This is a genomic window from Myxococcus xanthus, assembly GCF_013116825.1.
Classification (GTDB): domain Bacteria; phylum Myxococcota; class Myxococcia; order Myxococcales; family Myxococcaceae; genus Myxococcus; species Myxococcus xanthus_B.
Map to the genome: position 1 here is coordinate 48,241 of NZ_JABFNS010000025.1, position 20,293 is coordinate 68,533.

The following is a 20,293-nucleotide window of genomic DNA, read 5'->3' on the forward strand; positions in this document are numbered from 1 at the left end:
GAGAACACCCCGGAGGCGAGTCATCGAAGCGCCAGTCCATCTGGACCCGTCCAGTTCTCAATTCTGGAGCATGTCACGGGTCTTGCGACAGGGTAATAGCCCCCACCGTGGAAGGTTCGATTCCCGCAGGCGGGCGATGAGGGCGATGCCCGGCATCGCGTGCCTTCACGTTTGGAATTGACGACAGCCAACGACAAGGAGCACTGGAGTGAGCGAGAAGAATCACATGGTCATTCGCCCCGTCGAGCGGGGCGACTTTGAACAATGGCTTCCGTATTGGAAGAGCTACCTGGAGTTCTACAAAATCACTTTGCCGGAGGAAGTGACCCAGGTGACCTGGGAGCGATTCTTCGACGACCGCGAGCAGATGCACTCGGCCGTCGCTGTGGACGGCGAACGGATCGTTGGATTTGTCAACTATCTCTTCCACCGTTCGACGTGGGCGCAGAATGACTTCTGCTACCTCGAAGACCTCTTCGTCAATCCAGAGACACGGGGACGCCATGTCGGGAAGATGCTCATCGAGTTCGTACAGCAGCGCGCTCGCGCAAAGGCCTGCGGGCGTCTCTATTGGCATACTCAAGAAGCCAATCTCACGGCGCAACGGCTCTATGATTGGATTGGAGAGAAGCCTGGTGTGATTGAATATCGGATGTCGCTCGCTTGAACGACAGATGACCGTCGAAGTGTGTCTCGGCGATGTTTGAAGCCCTCGGCATGGATGAGGCGGGGCTTCGGCGGTCGTCACGGCGTGTGGTCTGAGGTCGCGCTCGGCTCAGGCCAATAGTGGCTGTCGGGCAGCTCGCGGGGGCCGAAGATCGCCTGCCCCACGCGTACGATGGTCGCTCCCTCCTCGACAGCCAACTCGAAGTCGCCGGACATCCCCATTGAGAGTTCGTTCATCGTGATGCCTGCCGGCGCCTCCTCACGCAGCCGCGCGCGCAGCTCCCGAAGCAGCGTGAAGCACGGCCGCACACGCGTCGGATCGGCCGACAGCAGCGCGAGAGTCATCAGCCCACGGACGCGCAGCGAGGAGAAGGCGGGCAGCTCGCGGACGAAGCGGGCGACCTCATCTGGCGGCAGGCCGAACTTGCTGGCCTCACCGGACGTGTTGACCTGCACCAACACGTCGAGCGCGCGCCCCTCCACCTGTAAGCGCCGATCGAGCGCCGCCGCGACGCGAACGCTGTCCAGCGCTTGAAACTCGCTGGCGAAGCGCGCGACGACCTTCGCTTTGTTCGTCTGGAGGTGCCCAATCACCGACCACCGCAGGTCGGTGAGATCTGCCATCGCCTCGGCCTTACCCGACGCCTCCTGGACCTTGTTCTCGCCGAGTTCGCGGCAGCCAGCCGCGTAGGCCATGCGGATGCGGGCCTCGGGCATGGTCTTGCTGACCGGCAGGAGACGGACCTCGGCCGGATCGCGACCGATTCGCGCGCACGCAGCGGCGATGCGCCCGCGAACCGTCGCCAGGTTACGCCGAAAGTCCTCGACGCTGTACGCAGGTGAATATGCCGGGGTGCTGATGGCTGCCTCCTGGAGTGCGCGCGTCCTTGCGCGCGTTCGTAAATGGCAAGAGACTGGTCCCATGGACAGCTCCAGAATCAAGAATGATGAGGGTCCAGTCAGGCGGCCGTGGCGCTTCGACTTCACCCTCGAGCGGGACACGTCCGTGTCGCAGCAGACGCAGCTCACTCGAGCGCTCATCCGCGAGATCCAGCGCGGGAGGCTCCCTCCGGGCTCGATGCTACCGGGCAGCCGAACCCTCGCGGACCAGCTCGGGGTGAATCGGAAGGTGGTCGTCGCAGCGGTGGACGAGCTCGTCGCCCAGGGGTGGCTCGAGACGCGCCCCGCCTCTGGAACGCGCGTGGCCGCCTCCCTACCGCGCTCGGCGATCGCTGACGTCGAGTGGCCCACGCAGCGCAAGTCGGTCAGGCCCCGTCGGGACACCTCCCTCGTGTCGATCACCGATGGGTTGCCGGACCCTCGGCTCGCACCGCAGGCGGAGTTGGCGCGCGCATACGCGCGAGCGCTTCGCTCGCTCAGCCGAACGGCGGCGGGCTACGGCGACGCAGCAGGAGACCCGAGCCTCCGCGAAGTGATTTCGAGCTTCGTCAATCAGGCGCGCGGGCTCTCCACGACCATCGATGAGATCTTCCTCGCTCGTGGAGCACAGGGCGCGCTCGGTCTCTACGCGCTGGCGATGCTCGAACGTGGCGACGTGGTCGCTGTGGAGGTGCCCGGTTATGCACCTGCGTGGCGCGCGTTCGAGTTCGCGGGGGCCAAGGTCTCGTACATCCCCATCGACGGCGAGGGCTTGAGGACCGACGTCCTCGAGAAGATGGCACGGAGGCTGTCGGGCAAGCTGAAGGCCGTCTACGTGACGCCGCATCATCAGTACCCGACGTCGGTCTCCATGACGCCGGAACGGCGGATAAAGCTGTTGCAGCTCGCCGAGCACTTCGACTTCACCATCGTCGAGGACGACTACGACTACGAATATCACTTCGAAGGTGAGCCGCTGCTACCGCTCCACGCGACCGGAGGATCGCGGCGCGTCGTCTACATCGCGTCGCTGTCCAAGTTGCTCGCGCCGACCGTGAGGCTTGGCTACCTCGTCGCGTCGGAGGAGTGCATTCGCAAGCTGAAGGAAACGCGTGAGCTGCTCGAACGACAAGGTGACGTCGTCCTCGAGCATGCCATCGCGGAGCTCTTCGAAGACGGGACGCTCCAGCGGCACGCGAGGCGAGCCCGCCGAGAATACAAAGCACGCCGAGATCACCTCCTCTCGCGGCTCCGCGCGACGCCTGCGCTCGACGAGTGCTTCGACTACTCCGTGCCGGCGGGTGGGTTGGCGCTGTGGCTGACCCTGCGCAAGGGGAGCATCGACTCGTTGGTGGCAAGGGCGCGTGAGGAGCACCTGCTGATGGCTCCAGGCTCCAGCTATCTTCCCAAGGGGCGCCTGGACGCCGTTCGGCTCGGGTTCGCCTCGCACACGCCGGACGAGCTCACGCGAATCTGCGACACGCTCGCCCGTTGTATTCCACGCTGACCGCCTGCTGTCCCCCACCTGCCTCCCGGGCGGCTTTGCCCCCGAGGCGGCTCCCCAAGCAGGAGAGGCGGGGGCACCCCAGGCAGCGGCCAGGAAGGACCCGATGAGGGAGCGGACGACGCGTGTGGAATGGGCAGAACAGCAGGGGAGGACCTTGGACTTCGACGTATGCGCCTGCGTGAGGTGTGGAGGCAGGGGGCGGGAGCGAGGGCCAGCCCCCGTCAACTGCCCTCATCGTCCACTCTGCTCCTGCCCGTCACCCTCTGCTGGGTCCCTATTCCTCTTATGCGCCGGAGGATATTGGTGGAAGGCGACGCACCGGCCCGCGTGATTGATACCGACGAGCCATGGCACTCATGAAAATCAGCGACTTTCGCGCTCAGTTCGCTCGCTTTGATGCCCATCCAGTTGTGCTCCCGCCGACTTGAGCCACGTCCAGGTACTTGCAAGTTCGAGGGGGCGTCTCAGCTTGATGCTGAACGACAACGCTCGAGATGACGAGACAGCTCGGACGTCATGACGGGCAGGCATTCATGAGCGAGCAGGCGTGGTGAGCACGGCCAAGGACGAACGCTCTTGGAGAGAACTGCTCCTTGCCGCAATCGTGAAGAGACCTGGCTGTGATGAGCAGGCCCCGGGGTAGTTGTTCTTACCAGCCTCTGCGCATCGCTTCCCGCCGGGCCTCATCTCGTCGTGCGTCCTCGCGCTGCTGGCGGCGCCGCTCTTCCTGTCGTGCTTCCTCGCGGCGCGCATCCTCGCGTTGCTGGCGGCGGAGCTCTTCCTGTCGCTGTGCCTCCTTTCCCCAGTGCACCTCGCGCCAGATGGCCGCCTCACCTTTCTCCGGCGTGCGTCGGCCAGGGGGGCGGTGAACCGCTGCCACCTGCTTCCTCGCTGCTCTCCTGCTGGCGTTGACGCTGCTCGTGCAGCGCGACGTTGGAGACGCACGTGCCGCTGACGCAGGTGTTCCCCAGGTAGCAGGGCTGCCGGGGGCCGCATACCGGCTCCTGGCCTGGAGCGGGGGCAGAGCGCTGTCCCCCGGCCTCCGCTCCAAGCAGAGGCCGGGGCTTCACGCCCGTGGGCAGCGCGGCCGGCTCCGGGCTGCCGCGTCAGGCGGGCTCGAACGCGAGCTGGCAGCAACCCGTGAGCGCCCCCTCCTCCACCTGGAGCGTGATGTGCTCGATGCCGAACTCGTCATGGAGCCGCCGCTTCACGTCGCCGAGGAAGGCGTCATCCAGCCGCGGCTCCCGCATGACGAGGTGCGCGGTGAGCGCGGCCTCGGTGGTGCTCATGGCCCAGACGTGCAGGTCATGGACCTCGGACACCCCTGGCGTCTGCGCGAGCCGCTCGCGCACCTGTCGCACGTCGATGTGTCCCGGCACCGCCTGGAGCGCGAGGTTGACGGAGTCCTTGAGCAGCCCCCACGTCCCCAGGAAGATGAGGCCCGCGATGGCCAGCGTCACCACCGGGTCCAGCCACGCCCAACCCGTGTAGTAGATGAGGAGACCCGCCAGGACGACGCCCAGCGACACAGCCGCGTCAGCGGCCAGGTGGAGGAAGGCGCCTCGGATGTTGAGGTCGCGCTCGCGGCCCTTCCAGAAGAGCAGCGCCGTGGCCGCGTTGACGACGATGCCCATGCCCGCCACCGACATGATGGTGATGCTGGACACGGTGGCGGGCTGTCCCAGCCGCCGCACCGCCTCCCAGCCCATGCCGCCCACCGCGACCAGCAGCAGCAAGGCGTTGAGCAGCGCGGCCAGGATGGTGGCGCTCCGGAAGCCGTAGGTATGGCGCTCCGTCGCCTTGCGCCGGCCCAGGACGCTTGCCCCCCAGGCGAGGACGAGCCCCAGCACGTCACTCAGGTTATGCCCCGCATCCGCCAGCAGGGCGAGCGAGCCGGACAGGATGCCATACGTGGCTTCGACGCCGACGAAGGCCAGGTTGAGACCGATGCCGAGCATGAAGGCACGGCTGTGCGAGTCGGGCGCGGCGTGCGCGTGCCCGTGAGAGTGCGAGTGGGAGTGCGAGTGTCCCGCCATGGAGAACGGCTCCTTCGTTCCAGTTCGTCCTCCTGACGACGCGCCTGGGCCCCCGGTTACAGTCCACCCGGCTCCTCGCAGGGGCAGTCCACGCAGCCCTTTCGGCAGCAAGTGGTTCCGCACGCCTGTTCCAGCCTCCGGCCCAGCGCCTGCCGGGCCCGGTGGAGGCGCACCTTCGCGTTGGTGCGGGTGATGCCGGCCGCCTCCGCGAACTCCGCCAGGGTCTGCCCGTCCAGGTCCACCCGCTGGAGCGCGTCGGCGTACTCCGGCTTCAGGGTGGTGGTGAGCGTGGAGACACAGGCACAGACGGTCCGCTCCAGTTCGGCCGCGTCCTCGGTGGACAGGGGGCTCTCCTCGGCGAAGGCCCGCAGGGCGCGCCCCTGGCGCTGCTCGTGCCGGTAGCGGTCGATGAGCGCGTTGCGAAGCAGGCGGTAGAACCAGGCCACCGCCCGCTCCTCCTCACGCAGGGTGCTCCCGCGCTCCACGCTCTTGAGCAGCGCGGCCTGGAGTACTTCCTCCGCCGCCTCGACGCTCCCGACGTGGGGTGTCAGGAATGCGAGGAAGCGCTGGCGGTTCTGGAGCAGGAGCGCGAGGACCTCCGGGGACATGGCCCCAGCCTCGCACATCGCGGTGCATCAGCGGGCGTGGACTTCCTGCGTGGGACAGGCCACGGTGACGGGCCTGGCCCACAGCGCGTCGCCTCGCGTGTCAGAGCGGGCCCGGAAGAAGAGGGTGCTGCCCACCTGGGTGAAGGCCTGTGGGTTGGAGCCCCCCAACGGAGAGAGGTCCGCGACCAATCCCGTCCCGCCGACATCCGCGCTGAAGAGCAGCGTCCCGACACCGGTGTCGAAGAGCGGCGAGGAGTTCTCGTCGCCGGGTGCGCGCGACGACCTCGAGAGCTCCGTGCTCCTCTCGTCCAGGAGCAGCGTTCCGCTGAGCGCGCCGCCGCGGCTGATGGACTTCCCTGAGTGAGAAGCGCGGCTCGTCGGCTGTACGGGGCACGCACGCTCCCGGGAGGCCAGTCGAACGGGCTCCGCGCATAGAGCCGCGTGCTCACCTACCCGGACGCTTCGCCGCCCCCCGTTCGGGATGATCTCGTCACCGCACTCGGTTTTTGCCGCCCATGACGATCCCAAACTTCTTCAGAGCTTCGTTCATCTCCGCGCTTGTCATTGGCACCGCCGCTCCGGCGCTCGCCGCCCCGGCCACACCTCCCGCTCCCGTGGCGGAGGTCGGTCCGGACGGAGTGGGGATGCTGTACCCCTCCGAGCCCTCGGGCAGCAGTTTCTACCTCGGCGACGGCGACCCCTCCGACTCCGAGCCATACTTCAACATGAAAGGCGACGAGGCCACGCCCGGCCTCGAATCCGGCGTCCGCTACTGGTCGACCACCGGCCACCGCGTCACGTACGCGAGCGGCAAGCCCGCCGGAAAGACGGTGCGGCTCCACCTCCGTCCCGGCGGCGGCGAGCAGTCCTTCACCTGGCGTGACGGCGCCATCGAGAACGGCTTCATCGGCAGCCCCGACGATCTCCTGAACTTCGAGGCCACCATCTACGTGCGCGTCCACGAGGACAACGGCACGCACCACTCCATGTCCTGGAAGATGCGCGGCGGCCAGCACACGAAGCCCGAGGTGGCGCGCTCGAGCTGCGTCGGCATGGATGTCCCGTTCGGCGGCGCCTCGCCCCAGGCCTACCGCGAGCTCGACCACCCGACCTACGACCACCTCTCGCTCACGCCCTACTTTGACTACCAGCTGCAGGAAGGTCGCTGGCTCGGCGTGAAGGTGGTCTCGTATCTGGTTGAGGGCGGCACCCGGAACCTGCTGTTCCTCGACACCAATCCCTTCGACGCCTCCGGAAAGCCGCGTAACGAGTTCCGCCTCTTCACCGAATGGCACGACCGCGACGGCGAGAGCACTGGCCACTACGATCGGGCGGCCACCTGGGCCGGCTTGGAGACGACGTTCCGCGTGGACGGCTGGCGGCGGGTCGACTTCGCCTACCCCTCGGCACGCGAGATCGTGCCGCCGACCCTGTAAGCGCCCTGGCGCTACGCGCGCTCGCGGTCGCAGGGCTGCTCGTCCCTGCCGATCGCGAGCGCGACGCGTCCGGCCGACGGTGCAGCGAGCGATTCGCGATATGTGCTCGGCAGAGAAGTGACAAAGAAAACCACCTCTCATGCTGTCGCAAGCCATCGGTGATTTCGTAGGAGTCGACCTTTTCTTCGACGAAGTCGTGCATCTTCACCGTCACGTTGTCCGCGCAGTGAGCCGGTAGCGCGGAACGTCGGTCGACACGAACACGTGCCCCTGAGTCTCCCCGGGTTTGTCGCTCCACCTCGCCTTGCGAGGAGGGGAGGGGGCTCTAGGCAGCGGCCAGGAGCGTGAACCGCATTGCGCGAGCGGGCCGACAAGTCAGGCAGCCGCTTCCGAAGGCCCTCGTGAGTCGGCCGCTCCAGCGCCGCGCGCAACTTCGAGCCTGGCGACGTCTCATGTCATGAACAGCATCACGACAGACGGGGTGTGTCTTGCTGGTGCCGGGACGAGAGACGCAACGTCCAGGGCCCGGCGTGCCAGCCAACTCACTTCGCATCGTCTGCTTGGATGCCACGGGCCGAGCATCCCGTGTGCTCCGAAGCAATACCGCATTCCGGAGTCCTTGGACGTGAGCACATGCAAGGGAACATCCCGGCGGGCACGGCCGACCCAGGCGGAGGTCACGGGCCGCGGTTCGAAGTCACCGGCAAGGCCCGGGATGTCCACTCCGCCGTCTCAGCGCGCCCCGAGGCCAGCGCATCACCAGCAGGAACGCCGATGGTCCCGCGGCGTGACGGAGCGAAGCAACGCGCTCGACCTCGAAGAGGGAGTCTTCACGCGGGACCCGAAAGACATGGCCCGCTCACTGAAACGCTCGGCGGAACAAAGCCGCCGACGGAAGGCTTCACCCTTCCAGTCCGCCATGTCGATGCTCTCGTTCTTCGAAAACCGAGCGGGCCGTGGCCTGACGCCGGAAAGGCGGCACGCCGTCGAGCAAGCCAAGGATGAGCTCCGGAGACTCTACGGCCGTCCGACGAAGGGCACACCACCTGCCTGATGCGATGCCCTGTCCTATTTCAAGACCGAGGAGGTGGTGACTCACTCCTGCTTCGGTTCGGGCGACTCCCACGTGAAGTGCACGGAAGGGGCCTTCACCGCCTTTGCATCCTTCATCAGGAAGCCCTCTTCCCGCTGGGCCGCGCGCTTGAGCGCTGGCCTCAGTTCCGCGGGGATGGTCAACAGCACGCCCACCACGAAGCTGCGCCCCCTGCACGCCTCGGCGGCGTAGCCGAACGAGATGCGCACGGCGACCTTGTTGCCCTCGATGTGGTGGAACGCGACCGAGCGCTTCACGGACTCGAGCCCACCGGAGTCGAAGCCCACGCAGTCCTCGCCGGGCTCCAGGCTTTGCATCAGCGCCTCCACCGTCCTGGCGTTCTTGAACGCCGCCTCATCATGGATGTGCTTGCGGATGAAGCGGTCCGCCTTGAGCGCCGCGACCACGTCTTTCTCGGGGAACACGCTCAGCAGCGAGAATGCGCCCTTGGGCTTCGTCACGTCCTCGGTGACGTAGGACGTACTCGCGTACGGGTGCGCGCCCCCGGTGAAGCCCGAATCCGAAAGCTCGTAGCTCACCCAGGGGCCCACCACCGACAACACCTTCATGGATTGGGAGCCCTCCCAGCCGAACGTGTCGGTGCCCTCCTCGGCCTTGAAGTTGGAGAGGAAGTCTGCCTGCCGTGACTGCAGGCCGAACACCTCCTTGCCCTCGCGCCGGGCGCGTAGGTCCTTCGCGGACATCTCGAACGTGACGTCCGCTCCGGTCACCTTCCACGTGAGCGGCTGGGTAGGAGCCGCGAGCAGTGCCACCATCAACAGGGCGCTCATGTGCATGCGCGCCATTCTGCCCGGATTCCGCTCTTGGGTCAGGCGCTTCCCGACGCGGGAGCGGAGGCGGCGAGCATGGCGCCCCGGGCCGGGGCGAGCAGGAGAGGATACCGTGAGTGGCGCGGGGGGCGGTGCCAGGGTGGCCCGCCTGCGTGGGCGTTACTTGCCCGCATCCTTCGCCGCGCCCTTGGCATCCTCGACGGGTGGGGCCTTGGGGAACGCCAGGTAGCCCTTCTCCGTGTTCCAGGCCATGACCTGCACCTGCAGCCGGCCCGCCTTCACCATCGGGTCCTGCTCGGCGGGCTGCTTCGCCTCCGCCTTGGTGGCGGTGCGGTCGATGCACGCGCCGCGCATGCCCACGTCGTCCTGCTCATCGAAGGGGCCCGCGAGCACCAGCTTGCCGCTCTCCCCCATGCGCGTGAGGTACGCGAGGTGCTCTTTCTGCGACTGCGCCAGTTCGGCCTCCGGCAGCTTCTTGGCGCCAGGGACTCGCTCGAGCAGGACGAGGGAGTGCCTGTCGAACTCGAACTTCTTCGCGGCGCGCTGGGCCGGCGCGGCGCCGAGGCGCGGCACCATCTGGGCGCAGTTCAGCGTCGCGCTCGACTCCGCGCTGGACGCCGTGGCCCGCTTCGTCCCTGCTGCGCTGATGGTGTCGCTGGGCGTGGGCACCAACGTGGGAGACCCCATCAGCGCCTTCGCGCTCGAGCGCGAGCACTCCCCCTCATGGGCCGGCGCCTCGCGCAGCTGCGGCTGCCCACGGTGTTCGTGCAGGAGGGGGGGCTACGCGGTGGAGGGCCTCGGCCTCAACGTGGCCGGCGTGCTTGGTGGCTTCGACGCCGGACGCTGGAGGTGGCGCAGGCACGCTACTCCCGGACGGGCTCGGTGGGCTGCTCTACGCGCCGGTGCCGCGCGTAGAGCGCGTCGCGCCAGGCGACGATGTCCGGATAGCGCGCGCACAGCTGCGGGTGGACGCCCGCTGCGCGCGTGGCGGGTCCTATCGCGAGGTGCTCGCCGTCCACGGGTGACACGAACTGCAGCGTCACCGCCATCGCGAGGTCCGCGTAGGTGAGGCGGTTCGCGACGAGGTGGCGCTTGCCGCCCGCGAGCGCACGCTGAAGCGCCTCCAGCTCGAATACCAGCGTGGCCTCCGCCGCTGTGCTGTCCGGCATCCCGTACTTCCTACGCAGGTAGGCCATGGCGAGGTCCACCGCGGGCACTGAGAGCTGGCGCACGAAACCAGGGAAGGCGGGTGGCTGCTGCTCCAGCTTCGCGGCGCGGTCGTTCGCGAGCCGGTCGAGGTAGCGCACCCGCGCCGCGCCGAGCGCGGCCTCGCTGCGGGCGTTCCAGGCGGCGATCTCCTCGGCGTGCTCGGCCGGAAAGAGCGTGGGCGCGCTGCCGTGCGCGTCCGCGTAGCGGGCGATATGGAAGGAGTCGATGAGCGGACCCTCGGCCGTGAGCAGCATGGGCGTGCTCACGCGGCCCTTCAGCCGCCGCGCCCTCAGCCGCAGCGAGAGTTCGCCGATGAGCGGGTAGTGCTCGCGGTACGCATACGCGAGGCGGTGGTGGTCCAGCGCCCAGCGGGCCTTTTCGGACCAGGGAGACGCGGCCTCGCCAATCAGGGTCCACGTCATCGCTGCGCCTCCGTGCGCAACTGCTGCTGCAGGAAGGTGCGCCAGTCTTCGATGAGCTGCGGTGAGAAGTCGTGGCCGAGGTCAGGGTAGACCTTCACGTCGATGGGGACACCGGCTGCCTTCAGTGCGTCCACGCGCGCCGCGGTCTGCGGGGCGGTGATGATGGGGTCGACTTCGCCCTGCAGCACCCAAACACGCCGCGTGGCCGGAGCACCGGGCGTGGGGTCCCCGAGCAGGCGCGAGCCCATGGGGACCGCGACATCCACCTGCTCCGGGTGGCGCAGCGCGAGCGCCCAGGCGAGGTCTCCGCCGTAGGAGAATCCCGTCACGGCGACGCGGCGGATGCGGGGGTGGGCGGCGCGCAGCTCGCGGATGAGCTCTGCGAGCCGCGCGGCCATCTGCTCCACGTCGGCGGTCTTCTCCTCGGTCGCCTTCTGCTCGTGGCCGGCGGCGAACCAAGTGAAGCCCTCCCTGCGCGGGTTCGGGCCGCGCGGCAGCACGACGCGGGTCGGGGTGCGCCAGTCCTCGAGCAGCGGTCTCCAGAACCCAGGTGTGGACCCGGAGTAGTGCAGCGCGACGAGCATCGCCTCGGGCTCGCCAGCTCCGACGGTGTAGGTCTCGTAGCTGAGCGCGGGTGAGGCAACCGGCGCCTCGCGGAGCGCCTGGGGCGGGTGGGTACATGCGAGACAGAACGCAGGCAGCATCCGGAGCACGGCGAGGTGCAGGGGCTTCATCATCAGACCTCCGACAGCGGAAGGGGAGACGCGGCGCTCACTGACTCTGCGGGCGTTTCTCGCTTGTCTGCACGCGCAAGGGAAGCCGGTTCTGGCGCGGCGGCAGTGGGCACAGGCTGTAGGCGGAGAAGGCGCAGGTGGGGCTGTAGGCTCGGTTGTGGTGCAGCGCCACCTGGCCCCAGAGGCGTCTCGGCCTCGAGCTCGCACCCCGCGCCGTTGGTCTCGTCGCGGTGGGCCTCGTCGCCTCCTGCATCGCCGCGAGCCGGTGTTCACGCCCGCCGCACTGTCAGCCGCTCGCGTGCCACCAACGCGCCCTGGAGGTGGAACACCGTGTCCAGGCGCGTGGGCCTTCCGCGTTACCCACGGCGACCGACGCGGCGGCGGCCCGGATGGAAGAAGGGCAGGACGTGCTCCGCGCAGAGGGCAGCCCACTCCGCGAGCAGGTGGTGGTCCTCGTCGGTCAGGCTCCCGCCACGACGAATCGTGATCAACCTGGGGGCTCGCTCTTTCGGCAGGATCGGCATGGCCAGACTCTCGCCCAGCCTCGTCGTCGACGCGATGGAGGTACGCCGGGGACCTCCCGTCGCATCTGGAGCGACAACCCCGAGCCCGAGCCCGTGTTCAGCCCCGTGAGCGTTGGCGAGTGCGTCGAGCCCCCAGCAGGAGCATGAGCGCTCCGAGGAGTGGCACCGAGGAGGTGCTGGTGCAGCCAGACTTGGACGGAGCGCCGCCATCGCCGTCAGGGACGCTGTCACCGGCGTCCGGGACACCACCGTCAGCCGTCTGCACGCCACCATCGCCGGACGGGACGCCGTCTCCGCCGTCTGGGACGCCGCCATCCGTTGAGATGATGCACCCGGGGGTTGGCAGACCTCGAGGGTAGGTCTCGCAGATGCCCTGGAGCGTGCCAGGGTCGATGATGCGCTTCTGCGTATCGCCCCAGGGCAGGAAGCGAGACATCGTGGAATCGGTGCGTGTCAGCAGGGCGAACCCCAGCCCCTCGCCGATGGAGCGTGTCACCAGGCTCTGGACATCTCCGATGACGCAGCCGGGCTCGATGACTCCCTCGTCGCAGGGGGGACCGTCCAGCGTGGTGAGCATGCCATTGCTGTTGTTGAGGCTGATCTCGGTGCCGAGAATCTCACCGGTGGACAGCCGGAAATAGCTCGTCTCATCGACGACGTCCCTTGGCGCGAAGGGCCAACAATCATACTTGTCGGCGCAGGAGTCATTCTGCCAGCAGGCATCGTCATCGGGGGCGATGTCCGGGCAGTTCACCTGGCGGAAGGTCACCAGCATCTTCCCGTCGAGAGGTCGTGGCGCGGGATGAGGCACATCCTCGCCGGGTGTGAACACCAGGTCCGAGCAACTGGCCACGGTCTGGTTCCAGGTGTTGAACGCGGCGGTGACCGCAGCCCTTTCTTCAGCGGTCGGGTGGCCACCCGAGGTGGTCATCGCATAGGTCACGGTCCTGTCACCGCGGCACAACTCCCGCTCTTCGTATCGGGTACGTTCGTATGGCTGTGCCCGCGCGCTGGACACACCGAAGAGGATGACGAGAGGAATGAGAAGAAAGACTCTGGCAGGGGGCATGTCCGGATAACCATAGACGGCGCGGGTGCCACGCCGCGAGTTTCGGCGCAGGTCGAACAGCGCGGCGGTGGATTCGGCGCACCAGGTGATTGTCGCCCAATCCCTTACCAACCAGCCTCCGGGCGCCGAGCACCAGGCGGCACTGGTGGGCCGGGCGGTCACGCACCTCGCTTCGAATGCGCCTGACGCGTGCTTCCTCGCGGCGCCTGGAAGCGGGTAGATTCACCGCCGATGCGTTGCCTCTTGCTCTTGCTGTGTCTGTGCCTGCCCCTGGCCACCGGCTGTCGTCATGCGGGGGTGCCCTCGTTGCCCGCGAGCCATGGCCACCTCTCCTACTCCATGGCGCTCTACCAGGAGCGCGATCAATCGCCCGAGAAGTCCAACAACGTTCTGTGGCCGGGTGACAGCTCTGAGTCTGCCCCCGCTCTGGAACTCTCCGCGGAAGACGCACCCGTGGCCTTCCAAGATGCCGTTCAGGTGCTTTCGGGGGCACCTTCGACGGAGCAGGTCAGGACCGCATGGCTCGACCTCGCCGCGGCGTGTCGCGCCGAACTCGCTGAGGCATGCACGTACCTCCAGGAGCAGGTCCAACGGCCCAAGCGGGTGTCGGGCGAGCCGCCCAAGCTGACGAAAAGCGCGATGAACGCCAGGACGATCTATGTGCTGGTCCTTCGTGCCAGGCTCGGAACGGATGGCCGAATACGAAAGTTCACCGTGGTGGAGTCCGCGCCCTACGGGATGACAGAGCAATTCATCAAGGCGCTGGCCGCTCACGTCTACGTGCCAGCGAAGCTGGCGGGGCATCCCATCGAGTATCCGCTCACGTTCAAGCTCAGCGCGACTGGCTATAAAGAGTACCTGTCCCAAGAGGAGGAGTTGCGGTGGCTTCGCGCACGTGTCGCGCAATTTCCTGGAAGCGGCGACGCCTGGCTTGACCTCGCGCGATTTCTGGCGAGCCATGCATCCCAGGATCCGGATTATGAAAAGGCGCTTCATGCCCTGAACCGCTTGTCGCCCGAGGCCTGGTGGCCCGCGACAGAGTTGGCGTGGCTGCGAGCGCAGGAAGGGAAGTACGCGGAAGCAGCGCCCTTGGCGAAGGTGGGGCGACGCTTCGCACCCGAGAATCCCTATGCGCTCGAGACCTCGGCCTTGGTGGCCTTCCACCAGGGGCATTGCCGGGAAGCGGTCGCGGACCAACAGCAAGCGGTGGCGAAGTTCCCCGAGGAATGGCCCGAGGAAGAGCGCGCGCGGTTCAAGCGGGCGCTGGAGGCGTATCGGCGTGGGTGCTCGTCCGAGCCGGCTCCCGCGGCCCCATTGAATGGGGAGCGCCCCAGGCGTGCGTGGCCCGGTGCTCAGTCGGGTGGAGGTTCAAATGCTGTTGTCTCTGGTCGAGTGAAGGACGTGGTCGGGGCGCGAAGGGTTTGTATTTCTTGTTTTGCTGATATTTCGTGTTAGTTCGAGCCCCTCCATCTGGAGGTGGTTCCATGAGGAAGTTCCCTCGCATCCTGGCGCTCACGGCGGTGTGCGCCGTCTCTGTCTTTGCACCCGGCTGTGGCGACGAGCCCATCGACATGCCGCTCACGGAGGAGGCTCCGGCAGGCACCGCTGGCGCGCCGCTCGCGTGCAGCACGCGCATCACCTACGGCGAGAGGTGGATTCGCCCCTCGGGGCACACCGCGCAGTACGACATCGCGAGTGGTCTGGTGACGTGGGATGGCGCCTGCATCAACGAGGGCAGCAACTCGTATGCGGTGCTCTCGAACGGCTGGCGGCCGTACTTCACAGGCAACAACGCGTGTGTCATGGCGCTCGACACCGACTGCGCCGGGGCCACCGCGTGCTCGACGCGCGTCACCTATGCCGCGTCGTGGATACACCCGTCGGGACACCCCGCGCAGTACGACGACGTGAGCGGGCGCGTGTTCTGGGACCGGGCCTGCACGAACGAGGGCAGCAATTCGTATGCGGTGCTCTCCAATGGGTGGAGGCCGTACTTCAGCGGCGCGGGCGCGTGCGGCATGTCCTTCCGCTACACGGGGTGCGGCGGCCTGTACCGGAACCCGGTGGTCCCCGTGGATTGCGCGGACCCGGGCGTCATCCATGATGGGACGCGGTACGTCGCCGCGTGCACGTCCGGCGGCGCGGCGAATGCGTTCCCCCTGCGCACGTCGACGGACCTGGTGACGTGGACGAGCGCGGGCTCCATCTTCCCGTCGGCGTCGAAGCCCACCTGGGCGACGGGAGACTTCTGGGCGCCGGAGATCCACAAGGTGGGGACACGCTACGTCGCTTACTTCACCGCGCGGCACTCGAACGGGAAGCTGTCCATCGGCGCGGCGACGTCGGCGAGCGCGCTCGGGCCCTTCACGGACATCGGCCGGCCGCTCGTGCATGACACCGCGATGGGGATGATTGACGCCACCTTCTTCACGAGCACCACCGGGGCGCCCTACCTGGTGTGGAAGGCGGACGGCAACGCGGTGGGGCGGCCGACGCCCATCTACGGGCAGGCGTTGTCAGCGGATGGCCTGTCGCTGGTGGGTTCGCGCCAGACGCTCATCAGCAACAACCTCTCGTGGGAGGGCGGCGTCGTCGAGGCGCCATGGGTCGTCGCTCGGGGCGGCTACTACTACCTCTTCTACAGTGGCAACGCGTACTACAACAGCACCTACGCCGTGGGTGTCGCGCGGGCGACGAGCCCGCTGGGCCCGTACACCAAGCTGGGCGCGCCGATTCTCAAGACGGGTGGCGGCTGGGTGGGGCCGGGACACAACTCCGTCGTCACCGGGCCGCGCGGAGACATGTACATGGTCTACCACGCGTGGAACAGCGCCCACACGGCGCGGGTGATGCTCGTGGACGCAATCACGTGGCCCAATGGCTGGCCCGCGGTTCCGTCCGCGCCGTCCGCGAACTCGCGGCCCATGCCGTAGCGGCTTCGCTGCGTCGACTGTCTCCGCGCCGCGCCACCGACACCACGGCGCGGAGGTGCGCGGCGGCGGGGGCGGATTGCCCGCGGAAGGCAATCGACAGCTCCGCATGGCTCGAGGCGCCTCGCAGCGCGCGGAAGACCACGCCTTTCAGTCGGAGCATCCGGGCGGACATCGGCGTCATCGTGAGCCAGCGTCTCTCCTCCACCGCCCGAAGCTCAATCGGTCGGCTCCTGCACCGGTGGGATGAAGACAGGGAGCACCCGTCCTTCCACTCAGGCGTCCATCATCCCGTTCTCAAGCAACTTCCCGACGACGTGGTAGCGCGCCCCCACCGAGGGGGAGGTGAGCGCGTCCTCGCAGACGATCTTGGCTTCGCCCAGGTAGGACGCGTGACACATCCATACCCGCTGTGCCGTAGCAGGCCGGCATCACTTTTCGGGTGACGGCAGGAAGTCGGGTGGAATGCGCAGTGGCGCATCGGCTACGTTGCGCCCTTTCGACGCAACGAAAGGCGAGCAGGAAGCTTCGCGAGGCGGCGGCGGTTGCTTGTCGGATCTGCCGCCGGAAGGAACTGGAGATGGAGCGCAACGACGAGAAGGGATTCTTTTCCTGGGTCACCCGCCTGGTGCGCGACCATCGCGGCGCGCTCGCGGCGGTGGCTCGAAACGAGGGCCTGCTCGCCGACGACGCGCTCGACGCCGTCCAGGACGCCTTCGCGACCTTCCTCGGCCTGCCCCACGCGCGGAAGCTCGCATACGAGGATGACGACAGCCGCAACCTCCTCGCGATCCTCGTGCGCAACCACTCGCGGAACAGGAGGCGTCGCCACGAACTCGCGCGGCCGCATCTCAGCGACAGTGAAGTGGTCGAGCGCCTGGCCGACGAGCGGGAGAGCGTCGATTCGCTCATCGAGCATGCCGAGGCGCATGTGCTCGCCTTCCAATGTGTGGAGAAGCTCGCCACGGTGCAGCGCCAGGTGGTGACGCTGCGCCTACTAGAGGATCAGCCGGGCGTCCGCGTGGCCGATCTCCTTGGCACCACACCTGGCAACGTCGCCGTGCTCCTGCACCGCGCGAAGCGTGAGCTCCGCGCGTGCATGGAGGGGTAGCGCTCTCAGGCGGCGGCGCGGTGGAGCTGCTCGGCCGGCTGCGGCTTGCGCTGCGCCAGCCAGAGCCGGGCGGAATCGGCCATGGTGACGATGGCGGCGCCGATCATGATTGCATCCTTGACCACGAGCCGCCCGCGGCCGCTCAGCCACGGGAAGCCGTGATGGGCGTCGCCAAGCGCCGGCACCCAGCTCTCAGGTGTGGTGACGAGAAAAGAGAGCGTCACGACGGACATGCCGACCACGAGGGCGCTGCCGATCGCGCCGAGCTCCGGGCGCCACCAATGGGCGGCGATGAGCAGGCCGAAGAGCACGATCACGCCGCCGAGCAGATAGGAGAACCCATAGGTCCCGTTCGCCTCGTGCCACGCGCGGTTGGCGGGAACGAGCGCGCCTTCAGGGTTCATATACTGCCGGTATTCGGGGGCCTCGTACGCATAGACGAAGCTCATGACCGGGCTGTTGGCCACGAAGGGGACGATGCCGTCGGCTTCGTATTCGGCGACCTTGAGCGAGCCAATCCAGACAAGGACGACGATCAGGCCGGCGCGAAGGACGTTCATTCCGATGCGGTCGGCACGGGCGGCGAGGCGGAGGAGCGACTCGATACGGGACAAGGATGGATCTCCTGATGTGGGAAGCGTTCGAGCCCACGGTTTCGGACTCGAACGCTCGCGCTATGCCGTAATCAGGTTTCGTCCTGCCCGGGCATTACACGGAGCATGCGAAAGGCGAGCGCGGCGACAATCCGCATGCCAGCAACCAGCGCCGACCAGAGCCGCGCCTGTGTCCGGGGAGGGCTCCTTCGCGGAGGGGGGACACCGGGTGCATCAGGTTTCTGAGGACAGTCATGGAAAACGCTGACGTCGTTCTGCCGGCGCCCCCGGGCTCCTCGACTGAAGCGCTCCTGGCACCGTGATTGCTTTCGAGGGCGAGGTCGTTCCTAAGGAGGAGTGCTACTTGAACTCGGATCAACTGCGTCGGCTTTTCGCTCGAGCATTGAGTGCATCACTGGCGTCCCCGCTGCTGCTCACCGGTTGTGGCGGTGGGGGTGGGGGTATCTCCCTGGAAGGTTTCTCCCCCCCCACCTGTGATGATGGAAGATTGTCGGTCCGCGGGCTGTCTCCCGCGACCCAGCCGGACTTCGTCGAGATGAGGCTCATCGCTGACCTGTACACCGCGCCCTGGCAGCAGACCTTCGTGTCCTCGGGGACGGCGTGCGAGACCGCCACGCAGCCGGTGGCGTGTCACGCGGAGCTCGAGGCCCTCTCCTCCGAGAAGGGGTTTCGCTCCAGCTGCGAGCCGGATTGCTACGCGTACTACCTCGTGACGACGCGAGGGGATGCGGTGGAGGCCCACACCTCTCAAGAGGGGCTCCAGGCCTTCCTGGGCGACATCGACACCTCTCAGGAGGCGCTGCTCCAGGTCTTCGCGGGGCGCTACGACCTGAGCTGCACCGAGTTGGAGAAAGGCGCGGTGAAGGCCAACGCGGACGGGACCTTCAACGTCGTCGCCACGAAGGGGTTTGCGTGTGGAGAGGGCTCCAACCTGACGCAGTATCTGCTGGAGGTTAGGCCCTCGGGCGAGGTGCACGTGAAGCAGACCCACGTCCTGGAGCGGGGCACGAAGGGGTGCACCGTGGGGCGCAGGCCCGCGGGGCTCCGCTCGGATGGCTCGATTGCATGCACGGATGAGCTGGGGCAGCACTTCGCGCTCATCGCCCACCTGGAGGAGGCCTCCATCACGGCCTTCTTGCGGCTGCGGGACGAACTGGCGCTGCATGGCGCGGCGGTCGAGCTTCAGCAGGCGGCGCTTCGCAGCGCACTCGATGAGGTGGCTCATACGGAGGTGTGTGGGCGACTGGCGCGTCGTCATGGCGCGACGCCTGCGCGCGCGGTGGTGGCGCCCCTCCCGCCCAGGCCGCTGCTCGAGGTGGCGCTGGACAACGCGGTGGAGGGCTGCGTGCGCGAGACGTACGGCGCGTTGCTGGCTCACCATCAGGCCCTGCACGCGGAGGACGACGAGGTGCGCGAGGCGATGGTCCGTATCGCCGAGGACGAGACCCGGCACGCGGACCTGTCCTGGGCCATCGACCGTTGGGCGGTAGAGCGACTGCCGGCCGCCGAGCAGGAGGCGGTGCGCGCGGCACGTCAGCGGGCAGTGGAGGCGCTGCGTGCGGAGGTCTCCGCACCGACCGATACGGCGCTCCTGCGGGCGTTGGGGCTGCCCGAACCGGAGGTCGCCGTCGCGATGGTGGAGCTGCTCTCGCGCGAGCTCTGGAATTGAGACCCGGGCCTGCTCCTGAAGAGGCCTCGGAGTCGAGGCTCGCTCAGGGGCGTACCGCCCAAGGCTCGTGACGCTCACGTCGGCGGCACGTCCGCGGGCACCTCCCTCAGCCGTTCCCCGAGGATGCGGCTGAGGGAGGTGCGCACCCGGGGGAGCGCCCGGCGGTACGCCGAGTCCACCACGAACGTGGGGCGCTCCCTGGCAGTCGCCAGGCCTGCGCAACGAGGCCTGCGTTGGCGGAGCGCTCGCGCATCACCTCGGCTCCTCCTCCATCCCGTCGACGCCGTCGCTCTTCACCGGAGGTTGGGGCCGCTGCGCCTTCTTCACGGGCAGCCGCCATCCGTGGCGCACGGAGAACAGGCGGATGAGCGCCCCCACGACGATGCCAGCGAGTAAGGCGATGCGCTTGTGTCCCGACAAGGAGAGCGCGAGGCACACCGCGCTCGCCGCGAGCGCCGCCAGCGCGTAGTAGCCGGGCTCCGGTCGCATCAGGGTGGGCGTGCGCTGGATGAGCACGTCGCGAATCATCCCGCCGCCCACGGAGGTGATGATGCCCATGAGGAGGGCCGTCCCGGGCGACAGCCCCACCTCCAGTGTCCGCTGCGTCCCCGCTACCGCGAACGAGCCCAGCGTCAGCGCGTCCAGTGACATGAGCAGCTTCAACGTCGGCCCGTGCCGCAGCTCGAAGATGAACGCCGTGAAGGCGCCGCCGAACGCCGCCACCAGATAGGACGGCCGCAGCAGGGCCAGCGGCGGCCCCGCCTGGAGGAGCGTGTCCCGGAGGATGCCTCCGCCGATCCCGGACACCAGCCCGAGCACCAGGAAGCCCATGAGGTCCAACTTCTGCCGCTCGGCCAGCAGCGCGCCGAGCACCGAACCCGCGAACACGCCCAGCAGGTCCGCGACGAGCGTCCCCAGCGAGAGGACATGCTCCTGGACCTCCGGTCTCGACAGGTCCGACAGGTCGATGTCCATGGATGTTCGCGCGCGTGCGG

21 protein-coding genes are annotated in these 20,293 nt (G+C 67.9%); 9 read left to right on the forward strand and 12 right to left on the reverse strand.

Annotated features, from left to right (window positions below; genetic code table 11):
* Positions 1-208 precede the first annotated feature (208 nt).
* Positions 209-667: a GNAT family N-acetyltransferase gene (locus HNV26_RS09760; protein WP_366816823.1), complete on the forward strand. Its 459-nt coding sequence runs from the start codon at positions 209-211 to the stop codon at positions 665-667.
* A gap of 77 nt (positions 668-744) precedes the next feature.
* Here HNV26_RS09760 and HNV26_RS09765 read toward each other — a convergent pair whose 3' ends face one another.
* Positions 745-1,590 (reverse strand): YggS family pyridoxal phosphate-dependent enzyme, encoded by an 846-nt coding sequence (locus HNV26_RS09765; protein WP_216612005.1) that lies wholly within the window; start codon positions 1,588-1,590, stop codon positions 745-747.
* Here HNV26_RS09765 and pdxR point away from each other — a divergent pair.
* Positions 1,589-3,052 (forward strand): MocR-like pyridoxine biosynthesis transcription factor PdxR, encoded by a 1,464-nt coding sequence (pdxR, locus tag HNV26_RS09770; RefSeq protein ID WP_171441894.1) that lies wholly within the window; start codon positions 1,589-1,591, stop codon positions 3,050-3,052. The two genes, HNV26_RS09765 and pdxR, sit on opposite strands and share 2 nt — an antisense overlap.
* A 1,106-nt stretch (positions 3,053-4,158) precedes the next feature.
* Here pdxR and HNV26_RS09775 read toward each other — a convergent pair.
* Both HNV26_RS09775 and HNV26_RS09780 read right to left on the reverse strand, forming a co-directional pair.
* On the reverse strand, positions 4,159-5,088 hold the full coding sequence (locus tag HNV26_RS09775; RefSeq protein WP_171441893.1) for a cation diffusion facilitator family transporter: 930 nt from the start codon (positions 5,086-5,088) through the stop codon (positions 4,159-4,161).
* 56 nt (positions 5,089-5,144) lie between these two features.
* Positions 5,145-5,714 carry an RNA polymerase sigma factor gene (locus tag HNV26_RS09780; protein WP_171441892.1) on the reverse strand — a complete coding sequence of 190 codons (570 nt, stop codon included), beginning with the start codon at positions 5,712-5,714 and terminating at the stop codon, positions 5,145-5,147.
* On the opposite strand from HNV26_RS09780, the gene HNV26_RS09785 reads away from it, so the two are divergent.
* From HNV26_RS09785 to HNV26_RS09795, 3 genes are all read left to right on the forward strand, one after another.
* Positions 5,695-6,060 carry a hypothetical protein gene (locus tag HNV26_RS09785; protein ID WP_171441891.1) on the forward strand — a complete coding sequence of 122 codons (366 nt, stop codon included), beginning with the start codon at positions 5,695-5,697 and terminating at the stop codon, positions 6,058-6,060. The genes HNV26_RS09780 and HNV26_RS09785 overlap by 20 nt on opposite strands.
* A gap of 151 nt (positions 6,061-6,211) precedes the next feature.
* Positions 6,212-7,132 (forward strand): hypothetical protein, encoded by a 921-nt coding sequence (locus HNV26_RS09790; RefSeq protein WP_171441890.1) that lies wholly within the window; start codon positions 6,212-6,214, stop codon positions 7,130-7,132.
* Positions 7,133-7,847: 715 nt separating this feature from the next.
* Complete coding sequence (locus HNV26_RS09795; RefSeq protein WP_171441889.1) at positions 7,848-8,186, forward strand: DUF3175 domain-containing protein; 339 nt, start codon at positions 7,848-7,850, stop codon at positions 8,184-8,186.
* Positions 8,187-8,227: 41 nt separating this feature from the next.
* Here HNV26_RS09795 and HNV26_RS09800 read toward each other — a convergent pair whose 3' ends face one another.
* From HNV26_RS09800 to HNV26_RS09825, 6 genes are all read right to left on the reverse strand, one after another.
* Positions 8,228-9,031, reverse strand: a complete 804-nt coding sequence (locus HNV26_RS09800; protein ID WP_171441888.1) for a polysaccharide deacetylase family protein — start codon at positions 9,029-9,031, stop codon at positions 8,228-8,230.
* Positions 9,032-9,175: 144 nt separating this feature from the next.
* Complete coding sequence (locus HNV26_RS09805) at positions 9,176-9,703, reverse strand: YciI family protein (protein WP_253816395.1); 528 nt, start codon at positions 9,701-9,703, stop codon at positions 9,176-9,178.
* A gap of 176 nt (positions 9,704-9,879) precedes the next feature.
* A complete protein-coding gene (locus tag HNV26_RS09810; RefSeq protein ID WP_171441887.1) occupies positions 9,880-10,647 on the reverse strand; it encodes a glutathione S-transferase N-terminal domain-containing protein in 768 nt (255 codons plus the stop codon).
* Positions 10,644-11,384, reverse strand: a complete 741-nt coding sequence (locus HNV26_RS09815; protein WP_171441886.1) for an alpha/beta hydrolase — start codon at positions 11,382-11,384, stop codon at positions 10,644-10,646. The genes HNV26_RS09810 and HNV26_RS09815 overlap by 4 nt, the downstream gene beginning before the upstream one ends.
* Positions 11,385-11,418: 34 nt before the next feature.
* The gene (locus tag HNV26_RS09820) at positions 11,419-11,634 is read right to left on the reverse strand and encodes a DUF1684 domain-containing protein (protein ID WP_171441885.1); all 216 of its coding nucleotides are present in this window, start codon (positions 11,632-11,634) and stop codon (positions 11,419-11,421) included.
* A gap of 368 nt (positions 11,635-12,002) precedes the next feature.
* Positions 12,003-12,974 carry an MYXO-CTERM-anchored inactivated metalloprotease gene (locus HNV26_RS09825; RefSeq protein ID WP_171441884.1) on the reverse strand — a complete coding sequence of 324 codons (972 nt, stop codon included), beginning with the start codon at positions 12,972-12,974 and terminating at the stop codon, positions 12,003-12,005.
* Between the two features lie 339 nt (positions 12,975-13,313).
* On the opposite strand from HNV26_RS09825, the gene HNV26_RS09830 reads away from it, so the two are divergent.
* Both HNV26_RS09830 and HNV26_RS09835 read left to right on the forward strand, forming a co-directional pair.
* The gene (locus tag HNV26_RS09830; RefSeq protein WP_171441883.1) at positions 13,314-14,429 is read left to right on the forward strand and encodes a tetratricopeptide repeat protein; all 1,116 of its coding nucleotides are present in this window, start codon (positions 13,314-13,316) and stop codon (positions 14,427-14,429) included.
* A gap of 29 nt (positions 14,430-14,458) precedes the next feature.
* A complete protein-coding gene (locus HNV26_RS09835) occupies positions 14,459-15,907 on the forward strand; it encodes a glycoside hydrolase family 43 protein (RefSeq protein ID WP_171441882.1) in 1,449 nt (482 codons plus the stop codon).
* A 272-nt stretch (positions 15,908-16,179) separates the two neighbouring features.
* On the opposite strand, the gene HNV26_RS38925 is transcribed toward HNV26_RS09835, so the two are convergent.
* Entirely contained in the window at positions 16,180-16,305 is a 126-nt protein-coding gene (locus tag HNV26_RS38925; RefSeq protein ID WP_301338471.1) for a hypothetical protein, read from the reverse strand.
* 179 nt (positions 16,306-16,484) lie between these two features.
* Here HNV26_RS38925 and HNV26_RS09840 point away from each other — a divergent pair, with 179 nt between their 5' ends.
* Positions 16,485-17,015 (forward strand): RNA polymerase sigma factor, encoded by a 531-nt coding sequence (locus HNV26_RS09840; RefSeq protein ID WP_216611996.1) that lies wholly within the window; start codon positions 16,485-16,487, stop codon positions 17,013-17,015.
* A 5-nt stretch (positions 17,016-17,020) separates the two neighbouring features.
* On the opposite strand, the gene HNV26_RS09845 is transcribed toward HNV26_RS09840, so the two are convergent.
* Positions 17,021-17,629 (reverse strand): DUF417 family protein, encoded by a 609-nt coding sequence (locus HNV26_RS09845; protein ID WP_216611998.1) that lies wholly within the window; start codon positions 17,627-17,629, stop codon positions 17,021-17,023.
* A 343-nt stretch (positions 17,630-17,972) separates the two neighbouring features.
* Here HNV26_RS09845 and HNV26_RS09850 point away from each other — a divergent pair, with 343 nt between their 5' ends.
* On the forward strand, positions 17,973-19,298 hold the full coding sequence (locus HNV26_RS09850; protein WP_171441880.1) for a ferritin-like domain-containing protein: 1,326 nt from the start codon (positions 17,973-17,975) through the stop codon (positions 19,296-19,298).
* Between the two features lie 252 nt (positions 19,299-19,550).
* Here HNV26_RS09850 and HNV26_RS09855 read toward each other — a convergent pair whose 3' ends face one another.
* A complete protein-coding gene (locus HNV26_RS09855) occupies positions 19,551-20,273 on the reverse strand; it encodes a trimeric intracellular cation channel family protein (protein ID WP_171441879.1) in 723 nt (240 codons plus the stop codon).
* Positions 20,274-20,293: the final 20 nt, after the last annotated feature.

What these genes read in the sequence shown, in the direction of transcription:
- pdxR (WP_171441894.1), top strand. Translation starts at nt 1,589, where the DNA reads ATGGACAGCTCCAGAATCAAGAATGATGAGGGTCCAGTCAGGCGGCCG.
- HNV26_RS09765 (WP_216612005.1), bottom strand. Translation starts at nt 1,590, where the DNA reads ATGGGACCAGTCTCTTGCCATTTACGAACGCGCGCAAGGACGCGCGCA.
- HNV26_RS09775 (WP_171441893.1), bottom strand. Translation starts at nt 5,088, where the DNA reads ATGGCGGGACACTCGCACTCCCACTCGCACTCTCACGGGCACGCGCAC.
- HNV26_RS09785 (WP_171441891.1), top strand. Translation starts at nt 5,695, where the DNA reads ATGGCCCCAGCCTCGCACATCGCGGTGCATCAGCGGGCGTGGACTTCC.
- HNV26_RS09780 (WP_171441892.1), bottom strand. Translation starts at nt 5,714, where the DNA reads ATGTGCGAGGCTGGGGCCATGTCCCCGGAGGTCCTCGCGCTCCTGCTC.
- HNV26_RS09790 (WP_171441890.1), top strand. Translation starts at nt 6,212, where the DNA reads ATGACGATCCCAAACTTCTTCAGAGCTTCGTTCATCTCCGCGCTTGTC.
- HNV26_RS09795 (WP_171441889.1), top strand. Translation starts at nt 7,848, where the DNA reads ATGTCCACTCCGCCGTCTCAGCGCGCCCCGAGGCCAGCGCATCACCAG.
- HNV26_RS09800 (WP_171441888.1), bottom strand. Translation starts at nt 9,031, where the DNA reads ATGGCGCGCATGCACATGAGCGCCCTGTTGATGGTGGCACTGCTCGCG.
- HNV26_RS09805 (WP_253816395.1), bottom strand. Translation starts at nt 9,703, where the DNA reads ATGGGGTCTCCCACGTTGGTGCCCACGCCCAGCGACACCATCAGCGCA.
- HNV26_RS09810 (WP_171441887.1), bottom strand. Translation starts at nt 10,647, where the DNA reads ATGACGTGGACCCTGATTGGCGAGGCCGCGTCTCCCTGGTCCGAAAAG.
- HNV26_RS09815 (WP_171441886.1), bottom strand. Translation starts at nt 11,384, where the DNA reads ATGATGAAGCCCCTGCACCTCGCCGTGCTCCGGATGCTGCCTGCGTTC.
- HNV26_RS09820 (WP_171441885.1), bottom strand. Translation starts at nt 11,634, where the DNA reads ATGCAGGAGGCGACGAGGCCCACCGCGACGAGACCAACGGCGCGGGGT.
- HNV26_RS09825 (WP_171441884.1), bottom strand. Translation starts at nt 12,974, where the DNA reads ATGCCCCCTGCCAGAGTCTTTCTTCTCATTCCTCTCGTCATCCTCTTC.
- HNV26_RS09830 (WP_171441883.1), top strand. Translation starts at nt 13,314, where the DNA reads ATGGCGCTCTACCAGGAGCGCGATCAATCGCCCGAGAAGTCCAACAAC.
- HNV26_RS09835 (WP_171441882.1), top strand. Translation starts at nt 14,459, where the DNA reads ATGAGGAAGTTCCCTCGCATCCTGGCGCTCACGGCGGTGTGCGCCGTC.
- HNV26_RS38925 (WP_301338471.1), bottom strand. Translation starts at nt 16,305, where the DNA reads ATGTGTCACGCGTCCTACCTGGGCGAAGCCAAGATCGTCTGCGAGGAC.
- HNV26_RS09840 (WP_216611996.1), top strand. Translation starts at nt 16,485, where the DNA reads ATGGAGCGCAACGACGAGAAGGGATTCTTTTCCTGGGTCACCCGCCTG.
- HNV26_RS09855 (WP_171441879.1), bottom strand. Translation starts at nt 20,273, where the DNA reads ATGGACATCGACCTGTCGGACCTGTCGAGACCGGAGGTCCAGGAGCAT.